The 16,639-nt window shown below is 61.8% G+C and carries 11 protein-coding genes; 4 read left to right on the top strand and 7 right to left on the bottom strand.

Annotation, left to right across the window (positions count from 1 at the left end; all coding sequences use genetic code 11):
• Positions 1 to 61: 61 nt before the first annotated feature.
• Positions 62 to 1,144 carry a DUF2855 family protein gene (locus tag EL2594_RS07245; RefSeq protein WP_011414391.1) on the top strand — a complete coding sequence of 361 codons (1,083 nt, stop codon included), beginning with the start codon at positions 62 to 64 and terminating at the stop codon, positions 1,142 to 1,144.
• Here EL2594_RS07245 and EL2594_RS07240 read toward each other — a convergent pair.
• From EL2594_RS07240 to EL2594_RS07230, 3 genes are read right to left on the bottom strand one after another with little or no spacing between them, the layout of a single operon-like run.
• Positions 1,141 to 2,151 carry a zinc-dependent alcohol dehydrogenase family protein gene (locus EL2594_RS07240; RefSeq protein ID WP_011414390.1) on the bottom strand — a complete coding sequence of 337 codons (1,011 nt, stop codon included), beginning with the start codon at positions 2,149 to 2,151 and terminating at the stop codon, positions 1,141 to 1,143. The two genes, EL2594_RS07245 and EL2594_RS07240, sit on opposite strands and share 4 nt — an antisense overlap.
• Positions 2,152 to 2,157: 6 nt before the next feature.
• The gene (locus tag EL2594_RS07235; protein WP_011414389.1) at positions 2,158 to 2,988 is read right to left on the bottom strand and encodes an SDR family NAD(P)-dependent oxidoreductase; all 831 of its coding nucleotides are present in this window, start codon (positions 2,986 to 2,988) and stop codon (positions 2,158 to 2,160) included.
• Positions 2,985 to 4,739 carry an N-acyl-D-amino-acid deacylase family protein gene (locus EL2594_RS07230; RefSeq protein ID WP_011414388.1) on the bottom strand — a complete coding sequence of 585 codons (1,755 nt, stop codon included), beginning with the start codon at positions 4,737 to 4,739 and terminating at the stop codon, positions 2,985 to 2,987. Before EL2594_RS07230 ends, EL2594_RS07235 begins: the two co-directional genes overlap by 4 nt.
• A 68-nt stretch (positions 4,740 to 4,807) precedes the next feature.
• Here EL2594_RS07230 and EL2594_RS07225 point away from each other — a divergent pair, with 68 nt between their 5' ends.
• Positions 4,808 to 5,716, top strand: coding sequence for an alpha/beta fold hydrolase (locus EL2594_RS07225; RefSeq protein ID WP_155806009.1), 909 nt, complete (start codon positions 4,808 to 4,810; stop codon positions 5,714 to 5,716).
• Here EL2594_RS07225 and EL2594_RS07220 read toward each other — a convergent pair.
• The 4 genes from EL2594_RS07220 to EL2594_RS07205 all read right to left on the bottom strand — a co-directional run bounded on the left by EL2594_RS07220 (position 5,694) and on the right by EL2594_RS07205 (position 11,322).
• Complete coding sequence (locus EL2594_RS07220; RefSeq protein WP_011414386.1) at positions 5,694 to 7,172, bottom strand: MFS transporter; 1,479 nt, start codon at positions 7,170 to 7,172, stop codon at positions 5,694 to 5,696. The genes EL2594_RS07225 and EL2594_RS07220 overlap by 23 nt on opposite strands.
• A 111-nt stretch (positions 7,173 to 7,283) precedes the next feature.
• Entirely contained in the window at positions 7,284 to 8,132 is an 849-nt protein-coding gene (locus EL2594_RS07215) for an alpha/beta fold hydrolase (RefSeq protein WP_324603027.1), read from the bottom strand.
• A 41-nt stretch (positions 8,133 to 8,173) separates the two neighbouring features.
• Entirely contained in the window at positions 8,174 to 9,859 is a 1,686-nt protein-coding gene (locus EL2594_RS07210) for a PHA/PHB synthase family protein (RefSeq protein WP_011414384.1), read from the bottom strand.
• Positions 9,860 to 10,005: 146 nt separating this feature from the next.
• Positions 10,006 to 11,322, bottom strand: a complete 1,317-nt coding sequence (locus EL2594_RS07205; RefSeq protein WP_041685805.1) for an FAD-dependent oxidoreductase — start codon at positions 11,320 to 11,322, stop codon at positions 10,006 to 10,008.
• Positions 11,323 to 11,494: 172 nt separating this feature from the next.
• Here EL2594_RS07205 and EL2594_RS07200 point away from each other — a divergent pair, with 172 nt between their 5' ends.
• Positions 11,495 to 14,224, top strand: coding sequence for an EAL domain-containing protein (locus EL2594_RS07200; protein ID WP_011414382.1), 2,730 nt, complete (start codon positions 11,495 to 11,497; stop codon positions 14,222 to 14,224).
• Positions 14,225 to 14,330: 106 nt separating this feature from the next.
• Positions 14,331 to 16,553, top strand: a complete 2,223-nt coding sequence (locus EL2594_RS07195; RefSeq protein WP_011414381.1) for a putative bifunctional diguanylate cyclase/phosphodiesterase — start codon at positions 14,331 to 14,333, stop codon at positions 16,551 to 16,553.
• Positions 16,554 to 16,639 lie beyond the last annotated feature (86 nt).

Genomic DNA, 16,639 nt, shown 5'->3' with positions numbered 1-16,639 from the left:
TCTAGGCTCGCCTCGACTATCCCAAGTGGCTAGGGTCGCCTCAAGCAAAGAGGAGACCCCCATGGCTCAAGCCGTCCACGTCCAGAAAGACGATCTCGCCACCACGCACATGGCCGATATCGAGCCGGGCCCGCTCGCCGATGGCGGGGCGCGGCTGGAGATCGAAAGCTTCTCCGTCACCGCCAACAACATCACCTACGCGGTGATCGGCGATGCGTTCGGGTACTGGAATTTCTTCCCGGCGGCGGACGGTCACGGCATCGTGCCGATGTGGGGTCATGCCCGCGTCATCGAAAGCAACACGCCCGATCTGGAGGTCGGAGAGCGCGTCTATGGCTATCTACCCATGGCAACGCACCTGGACGTCGTGCCCGGCAATGTCTCGAAGAGCGGTTTCGTCGACACCGCCGCGCATCGCCAGCCGATGAGCCCGATCTACAACCAGTATTCGCGCCTCGCAGCCGATCCGGAGCATGATCCTAACCGCGAAGGCGAGCGGATGATCTTTGGCCCGCTGTTCAAGACCGGGTTCCTGATCGAGCATTTCATGCGGGGCGAGAACTGGTTCGGGGCGGAGCAGGTGGTGTTGACCAGCGCCTCTAGCAAGACCGCTATGAGCTTAGCGGCTGTCACCAAGCAACGCTCGCCAGGCATTAAGAGGATCGGCCTGACCTCGGCGGGCAATGTCGACTTCGTCGAGGGGACCGGTCTCTACGACGAAGTGGTCGCCTATGACGATGTGACCTCCCTCGCGAAGACGGACACTGTCACGGTGGATTTTGCAGGGAATGCCGGCCTGCTGGGCAGCCTGCATCATCACTTCGCCGACGATCTAAAATACTCCTGCCTAGTGGGGGTGACGCATATCGAGGAGCGCGGCGAAGGCATGGGCGGCGCAGCCGACCTGCCCGGACCCACGCCGACGCTGTTCTTCGCGCCCGACCATGCCGTCGCGTTATTCAAAGAACTTGGGCCGGAAGGCGCGGGCAAGCAGATGGCCGAGAGCTGGCACTATTTCCTCGAAGCCGTCGGCGGCACGATCAGTATCGAACGCCGAAATGGGCTCGATGCAGCGCGCGATACCTATCTCGAAATGCTCGGCGGCAAGGTCGACCCGGCGGTCGGGATCGTGATCGAGCCCTAGATCTCGACGCAGATTTTGCCGAAGTGCTTGTTCGCTTCCTGGTGACGGAAAGCATCGGCCAGGTCGGCCAAGGCGAAGTGATCGGAGATTACCGGCTCGATGCCGTTGGCTTCTATGGCGGAAATCATATCCTGCTGCATCGCGCGGCTGCCTACGGTGAGGCCCTGGACGGTGAGATTCTTGGAGAACAGCAGCGCGGTCTGCACCGGACCGGCGAAGCCTGACAATACGCCGATCAGCGCCACATGCCCGCCGATGCGCGCGGCTAGCATGGACTGGTCCAGCGTGCCTGCGCCGCCAACCTCGACGACACAATCGACCCCGCGACCGCCGGTGATCTCCAGCGCTTTCGGACCCCAGGCCTCTACTTCCTTGTAGTTGATCGTGTGATCGGCTCCGAGCGCCTTCACGCGTTCGAGCTTCTCGTCGGAGGAGCTGGTGGCGATCACCGTTGCGCCCGCTGCCTTGGCCAGTTGCAGCGCGAAGATCGAGACGCCGCCGGTGCCCTGTACCAAGACCGTGTCGCCGGGCTTGAGTGTGTAATCGACGAAGAGCGCCCGCCATGCGGTCAGGCCGGCGCAGGTAAGCGTGGCCGCTTGCGCCGCGCTGTAGCCCGTGGGTGCGCGGGTGAACCATGTGGTCGGCGCGGTGATGCTTTCGCGGGAATAGCCGTCGATGCCGTCGCCCGGTACCTGCGTGAAGGCGCTGGTCGGCGGCGCGCCGTCGAGCCATTGGGGGAAGAAGGTCGAAACCACCGTATCGCCGACAGCGAACTCGCTTACGCCATCGCCGACTGCAGTCACCTCGCCTGCGCCATCCGACATCGGGATGCGGCCCTGCTCGGTCGTGATCATGCCTTTGACGACAGCGTAGTCATGATAATTCAGCGAGCTGGCGCGGATTCTTACCGTGATTTCGCCCGGGCCGGGTGCGGGTGCGTCATCGATATCGACCAGTTCGAGTGCGTCGAGGGTGGAGGGCGTGGCGCCTGTGCGGATGGCTTTCATGGCGGGTCAGTCCTTGGATGGTTTGATGGCGTAGTGGAAGAAACCGTGATGCTGCGCGCGGTGGCGGTGCTCCATCAGACTCTCGGTGCGGCCTTCGGTCGGCACGATGCACCAGCCACCGCCGCGCCCGAGCACCGTGTCGATCCCTTCGGCGAGGACTTCAGGGCCGGGCTGGGCGCGCCAGTGTTCGCCTGCTTCGTCGGGGGCGGATCGGGCGCCGCCGAACCGCTCGGGCCGGGCTTGCGCGGCGTTCCAGATTTGCGTGTTGAGGATACCGGGGCAAAGGATCGTGACACCGATCTGCTCCTCGGCAAGTTCTGCCGCGAGCGCTTCGCCGACCGCTGCGGTCATCTGCTTGGTTGTGGCGTAGAGCGTGAACGGTCCGCTGACCGGCACAACCGAGGCGGACGACGCGGTGATGCCGACATGTTTGGGCCCGACCTGCTTCTTGAGGCTTGGGAGCCAGGACTGCGCTGTATGCACCGGTCCGAGTACGTTCACCCCCATCAGCCAGTCGAGCGTATGCGGCTTGACCGTGCTGACCGTATCCGCGCTGCCGACCCCGGCATTGATCCAAAGCAGCGCGGGTTCGACCCCCTGCGCGATAAGCTTTTCCGCGACCTCCATCGTTTCGTCGCGATCCGATACATCGCAGCCGCGCCCGCGACTGTCCTCGCCGCAGAGCCGCGCCGTCTGCTCGGCTTCGTAAGCATCGATGTTGAGCGCGCAGATGCGCATGCCCTTGGCCGCGAAATGCTGCGCCAGGAAACGTCCGGTTCCGCGTCCGGCTCCGGTGATGACGGCCCAATCCCCCTTGCGGGGCGCGTAACCGCTCATTCGGCGGCTTCGAGCATCTCGGCACGCTGCGGCCCGCGGATCAGGCCACCCGGCGTTGCGCCGGTCCATTCGCCGTCGCGGAAGGTCACGGTGCCATTCTTGATCGTGCAGACATAGCCGTCGGCCCTCTGCAACAGGCGCCTGCCACCCGCAGGCAGGTCGAACGCCAGCCACGGCTTTCCGAGCTTGATCTGATCCATGTCGATGATGTTGAGATCGGCAAGATAGCCCGGCGCAAGGATGCCGCGGTCTTCCAAACCGTAGAGCCTGGCGGTGTCGGAGCATTGCCGCTTGATCGCGTTTTCCAGGCTGATCGTATCGCCGCGCTTGCGATCGCGGACCCAGTGCTGGAGCATGAAGGTTGGGCTCGCCGCATCGCAGATCGTGCCGCAATGCGCTCCGCCATCGCTCAGCGAATTGACCGTGTCGTCGCTGTGCTGGAGCGGGTGCAGGAATTCCAGGTCGCCGTCGGCATAATTGAGGATCGGGAAATAGATGAACCCGCTCGCATCGTCGCGGCAGAGCATGTCGTAAGCATATTCCTGCGGCTCGACGCCCGCCTTCTGGCCGCGCGCGAGGACCGATTCCTCATGCGTCGGCTCGTAATCGAAACTGTCGTCCATCTCGAACATCATGCCCCACGCATTGGTGACGAACATGATGACGTCCTTGGTGTCCTCGGCCACTTCGGAATAGTCGTTCTCTTCGCTCAGAAGCTTGGCCTTGAAGGCGGGATCGAGCAGCTTTGCCTTCTGCTCCTCCCACGAAAGCTCGGCGATGTCCTGCCAGCTCGGGCGCAGCATGAAGGGGTTCACCGTCCCCTGCCACGCCATGATGATCCCGTTGCCGCGCAAAGCGATCTGGGCGACGATATTGGCGCCGTTATCGTTCTCGGCGCGCATGGTCTGAATCTGCTCGTCGAGCGGCAATTCCTTGGCGATGCTCTGCAGCGCTGCGAAAGTGACGGGAAGGCCGGTTTCGCGGCTCAAATTGCCCATCCATTCGAACTCGTTCCACTCGCGGCGCAGGTCGCTGGCCATTTCGAACACGCCGTGCCCGGCGCGGCCCATGGCGCGGCCGAGCTCGACCAGCTCGTCGGCTTGTGCGGTGGTGCCGGGCACCAATACGCCGTTCACATCCTTGTGCAGCACCGTCCGGCTGGTCGAGAAACCGAGCGCACCTGCCCGCACGCCATCCTCGACGATCTGCGCCATCTGCGCGATCTCGTCTTCGGTCGGAACAACGCCGGGCTCCTCGCGATCGCCGAGCACATAGGCGCGGACCGCGCCGTGCGGCACATGGGTGCCGACATCGACCGCACGCGGCATCTTGTCGAGCTCGTCGAGATATTCGGGGAAGGTCTCCCAGTTCCAGGTGATCCCTTCGGCGAGCGCGGTGCCGGGGATGTCTTCGACGCCTTCCATCAGCTGGATCAGCCACTCGTGCTTGTCGGGCTTGGCCGGCGCGAAGCCGACGCCGCAATTGCCCATGACGACGGTGGTGACGCCATGCCAGCTCGATGGGGCCATTTCCTGGTCCCATGTCGCCTGGCCGTCGTAATGCGTATGGATGTCGACGAAGCCGGGCGTGACGACCTTGCCGCTGGCGTCGATTTCCTCCGCGCCGCTGCCGGTCACTTCGCCGACCTGCGCGATCAGTCCGTCCTTGATCGCGACGTCCCCGGTGAAGCGGGTCTCGCCGGTCCCGTCCACGATGGTGCCGCCCCGGATCACAAGGTCGAAATTTGCCATGGTCTCTCTCCCATTTCTGTTTGCAACTTATATAGCACACAGAATGCGGCGATGCTAAGACCTCTTGCATGGAGAGAGAGACAAGCTGGATGCCCGATCCTGCGAGCGGGATTGCGATCAATCGGGTCCCCGCCAATGGCTTGGAATTCGAAGTCGCGATGGCGGGTGAGGGCGATCACCTCGCGCTCATGCTGCACGGCTTTCCCGAGCTGCATTTCAGCTGGCGTCACCAAATGCCGCTATTGGCAGAAATGGGCTACCGCGTCTGGGCGCCCAATATGCGCGGTTATGGCGAGACGACGCGTCCAACGGAAGTGCGCGACTATGCGCTCGATCACCTGACGCAGGATGTTGCGGCGCTGATCGATGCGAGCGGGGCGACAAAAGTGACGCTGATCGCGCATGACTGGGGCGCGATCATCGCGTGGTATTTCGCCATCCTGAAACTGCGACCGCTCGAGCGGCTGGTGATCATGAATGTGCCGCACCCCAAGGTTCTTCAGCGCGAGTTGCGGCGGTGGGAGCAGATCAAGAAGAGTTGGTATGTGTTCTTCTTTCAACTTCCGTGGCTGCCGGAAAAGCGCATCGGTGCGGACAGCGGCAAGCGGATCGGCGAGCTATTCGCGCAGACGAGCTGCAATCCGGAGCGGTTCGGGCCGGATGTGAAGGCGGTCTATGCTGCCGGTGCCGCGAGGCCGGGCGCGCCGCGAGCGATGGTGAATTATTATCGCGCGGCGATGCGGCACCGCGACACGATCGATCCGGGCGATTTCCGCGTCGATGTTCCAACGCTATTGGTTTGGGGCGAGGAGGACGTTGCGCTCAATATCCGTTGCACCGAAGGCACCGAGCAATGGGTGCCCGATATCACGGTCAAACGCCTGCCCAATGTCTCGCACTGGGTGCAGCAAGACGCGCCCGACGAAGTGAACGCGATCCTGCGCGAGTGGCTGCCTAAGCCCGCTCCGGCATCCTGACGGTCACCAGCACCGCCAGGCCGATCAGAAACAGCATCGAGATCGACGCCATGCCGATGCGCTGGTCGTTGAAAGCAGTGGTGAACACTTCGACCAGTAGCGGCCCCATCCAGACCGTGATGGTCCCGGCGATGGCATAGAGCCCGAAGAACTCGCCGCTACGCCCGGGCGGGGCGAGAGTGACCAGCATCGAACGGCTGGACGAAATACTGGCGGTTGCGGTGACTGCTACAACTGCGATCAGGGCGAGATACGTCAGGTCGCTCAGCGTCTGGAACACCAGCCCGTCCCACACCTGGTAATTTTCGACCAATCCGAAAAACAGACTATCCTGCGTGATGGAAAGCTGGACGATCATGGTCAGCACCATGCCGACGATCTCGATGATCAGCGCAAATTTAACGCCGACCTTGCCATCGAGCCAGCCGCCAAACAGACCTCCGAAGAATGCCCATGCCGATGCGAAGATCGCGTAGCAGAGCATGTCGAGGAAGCTCCAGTCGAGGAACAGCGCGACATAGACCGCGCCCAGCGCCAGCAGCGCCGCCATACCGTCGGCATAGAACATGCGGGCGACGAGATACTTCATCAGCTCGCGATATTTGGCGGCTTCGCGGATGGTCTGGAACACCGCGCGCGACCCGGTTCTTACCGCTGCGATCCAGCTTGCGCCTGCCACACCCGGATCCCTGGCGTTGAGGAAGAAGGGGATGGAGAACACCGCCAGCCAGACCGCGCAAAGCGGTCCGACGAAGCGCGAATGTTCGAATTCTGCAAGGTCGAAACCGAACTGGGGTTCGGCAAATGGCCATTGCGCCACTGCGGGTAGTACGAAGAGCAGCGCTATGGCAACGAACATGAGCGTCCCGGCAAGGTTGCCGAGGCCGAGGCCCAGCCCGGAAATCATCGACAGGCTTCGCGGTTCGCCCGCAACGCTCAGCATCGCATTGTGCGTGACTTCGGAATAGGTGTAGCTGACATAGGCGATCACCAATAGGCTCATGATAGCCCATACCGGCAGCCCCGCACCGCCCGGTTGCGCGAACCAGAGCAGCGCCGAGCAGAGTGTGATCGAGCCCAGGAAGATGGCGAGGATCGGTTTGAGGCGCCCGCCGCGGTCCAGCGCGGCGCCAAGGAACGGCGCGGTCAGCGCGGCGATGAAGCCCGCCCATTTTGTGACCGAAGCGATGGTGGCCTGGCCTTGCGCGTTGGCTGTCCGCAGTGCTTCGTCGGGCTCCAGCCCCGCCAGTTCGCCACTCGCCAGCAGGTCCGCGCCGATGATGTCGCGCGCGAAATAGGGCGCGAAGATATAGATGACGATGAGGATGTAATACGGATTGCGCGCCCATTCGAAAACGGCCCAGGCAAACCCCGTCTTGTCCAAAGCGCCGCCAGCGCCGCTCGTCTGACGTTCGATAAAGGGACGCGCGATCGGCGCCGGGTCGAGATCTTGCATGCGATCGTGCGCTCATGTTGCCGAGCGCGGTCCGGCGGTTGCCATCGTGTCCGTTCGCCCTCTCCGAGAGGAGAGGTCTCATATTGTGCGAATGCTGTCCAGCGGCGCGAGCTATGCGGCTTTCGACTCCGCGTTTTCTGGAGCATCGAGAAAATCGCGGATCAGGGCGATGCTCTCGTCGGCATGGGTCAGCAGGAACAGATGTCCGCCACCCTCGACCACTTCGAGCCGCGCGTTCGGTATCATGCGGGCGAGGATCTTGCCGTTGATGACAGGCACGATCTGGTCGTCATCGCCCATCATCACCAGCGTTTCCTTGCCGAGGAAGGGCAGGGCGGGAAGGCTGGTCCAGCCGAGCATGCACAGCAGCTGGTACAGATAGCCGCGCGGCGAAGGAGGCTTGAGCCTGCCCACATGCTCAGCCTTTTGACCCGGATTTTCTGTGGCACCTCCGTAGAGCGTTGCGAAATGCTCGTTCATGAAGTCGGGATCGATGTAGCGACGCGGATTAGCCATCTTGGTGAAGGCCGCCGGATTACCCGGAACCATTGCCATGCCCGGCGTGGTCGCGATCAGCACCAGTCGCCGGGTGCGCGCGCCGTGCTGCAGCGCGAAATGCTGCGCCATCGCGCCGCCCCAGCTGATGCCGAGCACATCCACTTCATCGATATCGTAGCGGCCGAGCAGCTGCGCCGCCGTCCAGCTCATCGTGAAAGGGTTGTAGGGCAGCACCGGGTCGGGCGATTCACCGACGCCGGGCATGTCGAACATGATAAACGCGCGATCGTCGAGCACTTCGGCAAGCGGCGCGACCGCTTCGATATTGGCGCCTATGCCGTTGAAAAACAGGATCGGCGGGTGGTCCGATGGCGCATCGAGCCGCCATTTGGCCACCCGCAAAGTGCGTCCACCGACCTCTTCCATCGAGATATCGGCGGTAAGTTCCTGTTTTTTTGGCAAAGCGCAGTCCCCTTATGACGCCTTGCGACCGGTAGGCGTCTTCAGACCTTTTCCACTACGTAAAGACCGGGCGCCGGGTCCAGCGCTTTGTAGTCGGAATTCCCAACTTCCTTGGGCGCGTCCTTCTTCTCGCCGGAGCGCTTCTGCACCCATTCCATCCAGTAAGGCCACCAGCTTCCGGCGACTTCTTCCGCGCCAGCCTGCCATTCGTCGGCGGTCTCGGGCAGCTTCTTTCCTTTGTTGAGATAATAGCGCGCTTTGGGATTGCCGGGAGGGTTCAGGATCGCCTGCATGTGACCCGAGTGGCTCAGCACGTAAGTGACATCCTTTGAGCCGAACAGCTGTGTCGAACGATAGGTCGCCTTCCACGGGGTGATGTGATCGGTCACACCGCCGAGGATGAACAGGTCGCTCTTCACTTTGCTGAGATCGATCTTGTGATCGACCATCTCGACTTCGCCCTTCTTCGTGAAGGCCAGCGTTTCGAAAATGGTCAGGAAATCGCCCATCAGGCTGGCGGACAGATTGGTCGCATCGGCATTCCAGAACAAGACGTCGAAAGCCGGCGGATCGTCGCCCAGCAGGTAATTGTTGATGACGTAGTTCCAGATCAAATCGTTGGGCCGCAGCCACGCGAAACCGCGCGCCAGATCGTCGCCCTTGATCACGCCTTTCTTCGCCGCGCGCTGGCGGGCGAGTTCGAGCCCGTTCTTGCTGATCAGCGAGCCGGCCTCGATATCGTTCTGCTTGGGGTGCAACACACAGACCATCAGCGTCAGCGCACCGAGCAGGTCGTCCTTGTCGCTGGCCATCTTGGACGCGAGCATCGCTGCGGTCTGGCCGCCCGAACAACCGGCCGAGACATTGACCTTCTTCGATCCGGTGATCGCGCTCACCGCTTCCATCGCTTCACGGCAAGAGGCGACATAATCTGCCATGTCCCACACACCCTGTTCCTTGGACGGATTGCGCCAGGAAATGACGAAGGTCTGGATGCCGTTGTCGAGCTGGTATTTCACCACCGACTTCTCCGGCGAGAGGTCGTTGATATACATCTTGTTGATCTGTGGCGGGATCGTAAGCTGTGGAATCTCGTACACTTCGTCCGTTGTCGGCGCGTAATGGACCAGTTCCATCATCTCGGTGCGCAGGACGACCGAGCCTTTCGAGGTCGCGACATTCTCGCCCAGCTTGAAGGGTCGCTTGTCGACCTGGCTGACCATCCCCTTGTTCTCGGTGATATCGGTATAGGCGTTCTTGAGGCCCTTGATCAGCGAAAGACCGCCGCTGTCGATCAGCCGCTTCTGCGCGGTCGGGTTGCCCATCAGCGTGTTGGTGGGGGCGAGTCCGTCGATGATGATGTTGGAGATGAAGCGCGCGCGATCCTTCTCGAGCTCGTCGAGCTCAAGATCTTCCAGCCAGCTCGACATGCCTTTCTGCACTGCGAGGTAGTATTGCATCCCGGCGCGCATGAACGGGTTGTAGCGCCAAGCCGGGTCCATGAAGCGCTTGTCCTTGGGATTGGGGGCAAGCTCGCTCTGGCCGGTCATGATCTTGATCATGTCGCTGCCCATTTCCTGCCCGTGGCGCATCAGGCGCTGCGGGTCGGAAGCGGTTTCGCGGAGAAGTACGGCAACGGCGCCGAAAATATCCTCGCGGGTCAGGCCCACGAGGGGGCCGAGCGCGGTAGTGTGCTGGGCGGCTTCGTCATCGAATTCTACGGCCATGTTCAAGGCTCTCCTTGGTCTTGCGCGGCGGGGCTCGCAGCCGCGTGATCCGATTGCTCTGGATGCAGCCCTTAGCAAGAATCAAGTGTGCTTGGCCATGGAAACAAAATTCCTGCCGCGCGCACCTTCCTGCCGTCCTCAAGCATTCAGCCCCTGGCCGCGATCATTGCCGCGATCTCGACGAATTTTTCGCGCGGGGCGCCTTCGCGTGCGGCGGCTTCCTCGGCCTCCTCGATCTTTTTCCAGTCGCGGAAGGTGACAATGTCGAGACCTTTCTCGGCGGCAAGGGCATCGAAACCCTCACGGCCCTTCTTTCCGCCGTGCCGGAGTGCACCAGTCTCCATGTCTTCCGCGATCTTCTCGACCACCGCATATCCGTCCGGACGATTGGTGCCGATCGTGCCCGACGGTCCGCGGCGCGCCCAGCCGACGCAATAGATGCCGGGCAGTATGCGGCCCTCGTCATTGGCAAAGCGACCCGCGCGTTCGTCGAAGGGCACATCGGGAATCGGCGAGGTGCGATAGCCGATGCAGGTCACGACCAGGTCCGCCCTGATGCGGTAGGTGTTGCCTGTGCCGATGGCGCGACCGGCTTCCACTCTGGTCTCCTCCACTTCGACTTCGCGGACCCGGCCATCGCCGTGAAAGGCGATTGGACTGGCGAACATGTCGAATTCGATGGTGACCGGGGTCTCGCCATGGATGCTGGCCGGGATAGCGGCGAAGTCGCGCAAGAGTCTGACCGATTTCCTGAGACCCGGCTCGAGGATCATGTCGTCTTCCTCGGGCGGCAGGTCGCCCGCATCGACATAGGGGCTGGCCCGCTCGAGATGCATCAGTTCGCCCAGTTCCTTGGGCGTCATCATGATCTGGTGCGGCCCGCGCCGCCCGACGATGGTGATGGTTTCGATCGTGCTCGCTTCCAGCGCATCATAGGCGTGTTGGACGATATCGGCCCCGTCGAACTCCTGCGGGGTCTTGGCCAGCACGCGCGCGACATCGAGCGCCACATTGCCCATGCCGATAACGACGGCGTGCTTGCCCGACAGGTCGACATCGATATTCGTAAACTCGGGATGGCCGTTATACCAACCGACGAATGCAGCGCTGCCGTGAATATTGCCGAGCTCCTTGCCGGGCAAATCCAGCTCGCGATCGCGCGGAGCCCCCGTAGCCAATACCACCGCATCGTACAGGCCGCTGAGTTCTTGTATAGAAACGTCTTTCCCGAGCGACACATTGCCGACGAAACGGACGTTTTCATTAAGATTGGTTTTTTCGAAGCGCCGCGAAACACCCTTGATCGACTGATGATCCGGCGCGACCCCGGTCCGGATCAGGCCGTAGGGCACCGGAAGCATGTCGAAGATGTCGATCCGGGCGTCCTCGCCCCAATGTTTCTGAGCCGCCTCTGCGGTGTAATATCCTGCCGGACCCGATCCGACGACGGCGATGTGACGCACAGGCATCCCCCTCCCAGTACCGACGCAGGATGCACGCTCTCCATGAAACTGACAAGAGGCGAGGATTGGGCGAGAATTCCCGCGACTGCCTGCCATGGCTAACGGCGATTAACCGCTTCCGTCAGGCCTGATCTTTAGCCTTTATAAACCGCTTTTGACGCATAGCTGCGGCATGGGCGGACACAGTGCCAGTCAACAAAAACTGCAGGATGGCGTGCGCGATGAGGCGAGCGCCCCCGCAACTGCGCGCCAAGCGTCACCCACTGAAGCCAAACCGAAGCCGCAAAAAGCGTCCGACCGCGAAAGAGACGACCGACGCGATCCCGCAACCGCCCGCGGGATCGACAAGCCGCGCAAGGGCAATGGCCTTTCGGAAGTCTATTTTCTCCCGACCAACTGGACTTTCATGGCGTTGCTGCCGCTGGTGGCAGCAGTGGTGGGCAGCCTGCTGACGCAGGCACTGCCGTCATACCTTGCCATCGCGGCATTCGTTTCGTCCGCGCTGTTCTTCGGGATCGCCAGCAAAGTGAGCCTGTGGGAACGTTCGTTTACTCGCGAAGTCCTTTCGGCGGCGGCGGCTGCAGTCGCCGTTACGGTGGTACCTTCGTTGCTTTACGGATTGGCGCTGGGTCTGTGGGTGTTGCTTGGCGATCTGCCCATTGCCGCAGGCGTGATGGGCGTGATTTCTTTCAATGCCATTTCGGCGACTCTTCTCACTGGCCGACCGCGACCGATGTACGCGTGTCTCGCCGCATCGTGGGCGCCGCTCGCCTTGATGGAGGGCAATCCGACCAACGTCACCATGTTCGCGGTGTTCGCAGCCGGCCTGGCCATACTGTCACGATATCAAGCGAAGATCGACCGCGAACGCGCTGAACGCCGACAGACCGACGAGCGCATCCTCAACCGCGCGATCGATATTCTTCGCGACTACGAGGAAACCGGGAACGGCTGGTTCTGGGAAACCGACCGGCGGGGCCTGCTGACCTATGTCTCCGGCCCGGTGGCAAACCGCTTGGGCACCAAGGCCAAGCGGCTCATCGGCCGCCCTATCACCGAACTGTTCGACCTTGCGCATGACAATCGCGAAGGCGAGCGCACGATCGCGTTTCATCTCTCCGCGCGCTCGGCCTTCCAGGAACTGCCGGTGAAGGCCGCCGGGATCGAGGAAGAGCGGTGGTGGTCGATCAGTGGTCGTCCGATCTTCGACAGCTTCCAGAACTTCTGCGGCTTCCGCGGGTCGGGGACCGACCTGACGGAGAAGCGCCGCAGCCAAGAACATGCCTCGCGTCTCGCCCATTTCGACTCCCTGACGGGCCTCGCGAACCGCCACCAGATGTCGCAGTCGCTGGAAAAGATCCTGGCCTCGCCCAAGGTCGCCAACCGCGAATGCGCGGTGTTCCTGCTCGACCTCGACCGGTTCAAGCATGTCAACGATACGCTGGGTCACCCGGCAGGCGATGCCTTGCTGAAGCAAGTAGCCGAACGGCTGGAGTCGACGGTCGGCAACATGGGCCGGGTCGGTCGGCTAGGTGGAGACGAGTTCAAGGTCATTCTTCCCGGGCGTGTGCCGAAGGACAAGCTTTCCTATCTCGCGGCGGGAATCATCCGTTCGCTGTCGCAGCCCTATTCGATCGAAGGCCAACGTGTCGTCATCGGGGTATCGATCGGGATCGCCATATCGCCCGAAAACGGTGAATCGAGCGAAGACGTCATTCGTAATGCCGACCTCGCGCTGTACGCTGCCAAGGATGGCGGGCGAGGGCGCTTTCACTTCTATTCGAACGACCTGCACTCTGCAGCGGAGGAACGCTCGCAACTGGAGCGCGACCTGCGCGAAGCGATCAGCGAAGGGCAACTGGAGCTGCATTACCAGCCGGTCGTCCAGACTGCGACCGAGCGGATTGCCGGCTTCGAAGCACTGCTGCGCTGGAAGCACCCGCAGCATGGCTACATCAGTCCGGCAAAGTTCATCCCCATTGCCGAAGATACCGGGTTGATCCAGGCGATTGGCGAGTGGGCCATCCGTACCGCTTGCCACGATCTCGCGTCCTGGCCCAAGTCGATCCGCTGCGCAGTCAACGTGTCTCCGCTCCAGTTCTCGAACGAACAGCTGCCCACGATCATCACCAGTGCGCTGGCACAGGCCGGTGTCGCACCGACGAGACTAGAGCTCGAAATTACCGAAAGCGTCTTCCTCAACGACGATGAAGGCACCGACGCGATGTTTGCTGCACTCAGCGGAATCGGCGTGCGTCTGGCGCTCGATGATTTCGGGACAGGCTATTCATCGCTCGGCTACCTCAAGACGGCGCCTTTCAACAAGATCAAGATCGACCAGAGCTTCGTGCGCGGCGCAACCGTGCCGGGTAGTCGGAACGGCGCGATCATCGCCTCTATCACCAGTCTCGCCCAGGAACTGGGGATGGATACCACTGCAGAAGGTGTCGAAACGCTCGACGAGCTCGATCTCGTGCGGATGCACGGATGCAGCCACATCCAAGGCTATATCTACGAGAAGCCACTGAACAAGGCCGAAGCGACCAAGCGGCTGGAAACCGGGCTGACAGCGATTGCCCGCGGCCCGAAGTCGGCCCGTGCGCCCCGTCAGAGCATGCTGCGTAAAATCCTGCTCGAGCATGATGGCCAGCATTACCAAGGCACCATTCGAAATATCTCCTCGACCGGGGCGCTGATCGAAGGCCTCTGGAACGTGCCCGCCGGCACGATCTTCAGGGTGGCCATCACCGAACGCGTGATCGTGACCGGGACCACACGCTGGAGCAAGGAAGACCGCATGGGGCTCGAGTTCGCGACGCCCTTGCCGGATTCCGAAGCGGGCAGGATCGACCTTCACATCAGCGACACCACATTCTCGCTGAAAAAGGCCGCTGCCGGCTGAGGCGGGTTAACTGCTTGGTAGGCATAAGAATGTAAGGCTGTCAGCCGGGAAAAATATAATCAGGTTCGCGCATCGGAGACATCGATCGGGATGAATTGAGCAAGTAATGGCAATCGGAAATTTCTTCTCGAAGAGGCATGTCAAGGGTGGCGGCGATGCCACTGGATCGCGCGCGATCGGCAAGACCGATCCGCGCCGGCTGTCGTTGCTCGACGATTTCGAAAGCGCCGACCTGGGCTGGTTCTGGGCAACCGATTCCGAATCCAAGCTTATCTATCTTTCAGAAAATGCAGCAGCCCAGTTCGGCTGCAGTGCCGACGAACTGATCGGCAAGCCCCTGTCCGAACTCTTCATCCTGGAGAGGGGAGAGGAAGAAAAGGGCGAGCAATCGCCGCAAAGGCCGCTGCCGTTCTTGCTGCGTGCACGAAACACCATCTCCGACCTGCCGGTTCGCATTTCTATTGGAGAGAGTGACGACAGAAAGATCTGGTGGTCCATCTCTGGTAAGCCCCAGCTCGACGGAAATGGCGATCTGCTGGGCTATCGTGGCAGCGCCAAGGACATAACGGCCGTACGCCAAAACCAGCTCGAGGTTGGCCGTATGGCGCAATATGACTCGCTGACGGGTCTCGCCAATCGCCACCGCATGACCAAGCGGCTGACCACGACGCTGACAGCCTATAAGGCTGCCAAGCGTTCTTGCGCGCTGATGATGCTCGACCTCGACCGTTTCAAGCAGGTGAACGACACGCTCGGGCATCCCGCGGGCGACGAGCTGCTCAAACAGGTCGGCCAGCGTCTTGAACGCATTATCGGCGGCAACGGTGAAATCGGGCGTTTGGGTGGCGATGAATTTCAGGTGATCCTGCCCGACATCGAGGATCGCGGGCGGCTCGGCGAAGTCGCGGCGCGCGTTATCCAGATGATCTCGCAGCCCTATTCGATCGATGGAGCGCGCGCGATTATCGGCACGTCGGTGGGAATTGCGATCGCGCCCTATGACGGCATCGATACCGAAGAACTCGTCGGCGCCGCGGACCTTGCACTCTACGCCGCGAAAGGCGGCGGGCGCGGTCAGTACCGTTTTTATTCCAGCGAACTGAAGGACGGTGCGCGGCATCGTCGTGAAATCGAGGAAGACCTGCGCGATGCCCTGTCCATGGATCAGGGGTTGGAGATGCACTACCAGCCGCTGGTCGACGCCAAGACACACAGGGTCAAATGTTTCGAAGCGCTGATCCGCTGGAATCATCCGGAGCGGGGCTGGATAAGTCCGGGTGACTTCATCCCGGTCGCCGAAGACACCAACCAGATCGGCGATCTGGGCGAATGGGTTCTCCGCAGGGTATGTACAGATGCATCTTCCTGGCCAGGCGATATTTCGGTCGCGGTAAACGTCTCGGCCGTGCAGTTTGGCGATCCGAACCTTCCGCAGATCGTCTGCAAGGCACTGAAGGATTCGGGCCTTGATCCGAGGCGGCTCGAGCTCGAGCTGACCGAGAGCGTTTTCATCGGCGATCCCAATGCGACGCATGATATGTTCGTTGCGCTTAAAAAGCTTGGCGTGGCGCTGGCGCTCGATGATTTCGGCACCGGCTATTCATCGCTCGGCTATCTGAAGAACGCGCCGTTCGACAAGATCAAGATCGACCAGAGCTTCGTTCGCGGATCGACCGAGAACGACAACAACAATTCTGCCATCATCACAGCGATTGTAAGCCTTGCCGGCGCGCTCAACATGACCACGGTGGCAGAAGGCGTCGAGGCCATGGACGAGCTTGAACTCGTGCGGGAACGCGGCGCGACCTACATACAGGGCTTCATCTTCTCGAAAGCGATCCCGCAGGATGTCGTGCTCGAGAAACTGGAAAGCGGCGACTTGGCATTCGAGCCCAACGGTCCGGCCAAGCATCGGTCGGAACGCAAATCGGTATTTCGCAGGATTGGCGTAATTCATGAAGATCATCGCTACGATGCGGTGCTGCGCAACCTGTCCAAGACAGGCGCACGGATCGAAGGCATTCTCAACGTTCCGCTGGGGACCCAACTGGTCCTCGACCTGGGCGAGGGGCAATTGGTCGTGGGGGCCGTCCGACGCTCCGTCGAGGCTGAGCAGGGCATCGAATTCGAGACTCCGCTGATCAGCGACGGTGCCGATGGGTTGTGCACCCGCCATCGCGTCTCGCCATATATGCTGGCCTCGGCGGGCATGCCGCTGGCGGCGCTTCCTCCGGGACACTATCCCCTGACCAACCGGTCGGACGGCCAAAAATCCCGACCGCAATTCATGCAGCTGGACCTCACATCAGACGCCGCCCGCGCGGCTTGATCCCCACGTTCGCAAAGCGACCGCTGTAACCTCCCGACCGAACCGAGCGATGAAGGCACTGACGCCTCACGTTTGAAAGGATGGAA

It is taken from the genome of Erythrobacter litoralis HTCC2594 (genome assembly GCF_000013005.1).
Lineage (GTDB): Bacteria > Pseudomonadota > Alphaproteobacteria > Sphingomonadales > Sphingomonadaceae > Parerythrobacter > Parerythrobacter litoralis_A.
The sequence above is the reverse complement of the archived record's forward strand: the minus strand, read 5'-3'. Positions and strand labels throughout refer to the sequence as shown.

What these genes read in the sequence shown, in the direction of transcription:
- EL2594_RS07245 (WP_011414391.1), top strand. Translation starts at nt 62, where the DNA reads ATGGCTCAAGCCGTCCACGTCCAGAAAGACGATCTCGCCACCACGCAC.
- EL2594_RS07240 (WP_011414390.1), bottom strand. Translation starts at nt 2,151, where the DNA reads ATGAAAGCCATCCGCACAGGCGCCACGCCCTCCACCCTCGACGCACTC.
- EL2594_RS07235 (WP_011414389.1), bottom strand. Translation starts at nt 2,988, where the DNA reads ATGAGCGGTTACGCGCCCCGCAAGGGGGATTGGGCCGTCATCACCGGA.
- EL2594_RS07230 (WP_011414388.1), bottom strand. Translation starts at nt 4,739, where the DNA reads ATGGCAAATTTCGACCTTGTGATCCGGGGCGGCACCATCGTGGACGGG.
- EL2594_RS07225 (WP_155806009.1), top strand. Translation starts at nt 4,808, where the DNA reads ATGGAGAGAGAGACAAGCTGGATGCCCGATCCTGCGAGCGGGATTGCG.
- EL2594_RS07220 (WP_011414386.1), bottom strand. Translation starts at nt 7,172, where the DNA reads ATGCAAGATCTCGACCCGGCGCCGATCGCGCGTCCCTTTATCGAACGT.
- EL2594_RS07210 (WP_011414384.1), bottom strand. Translation starts at nt 9,859, where the DNA reads ATGGCCGTAGAATTCGATGACGAAGCCGCCCAGCACACTACCGCGCTC.
- EL2594_RS07200 (WP_011414382.1), top strand. Translation starts at nt 11,495, where the DNA reads ATGGGCGGACACAGTGCCAGTCAACAAAAACTGCAGGATGGCGTGCGC.
- EL2594_RS07195 (WP_011414381.1), top strand. Translation starts at nt 14,331, where the DNA reads ATGGCAATCGGAAATTTCTTCTCGAAGAGGCATGTCAAGGGTGGCGGC.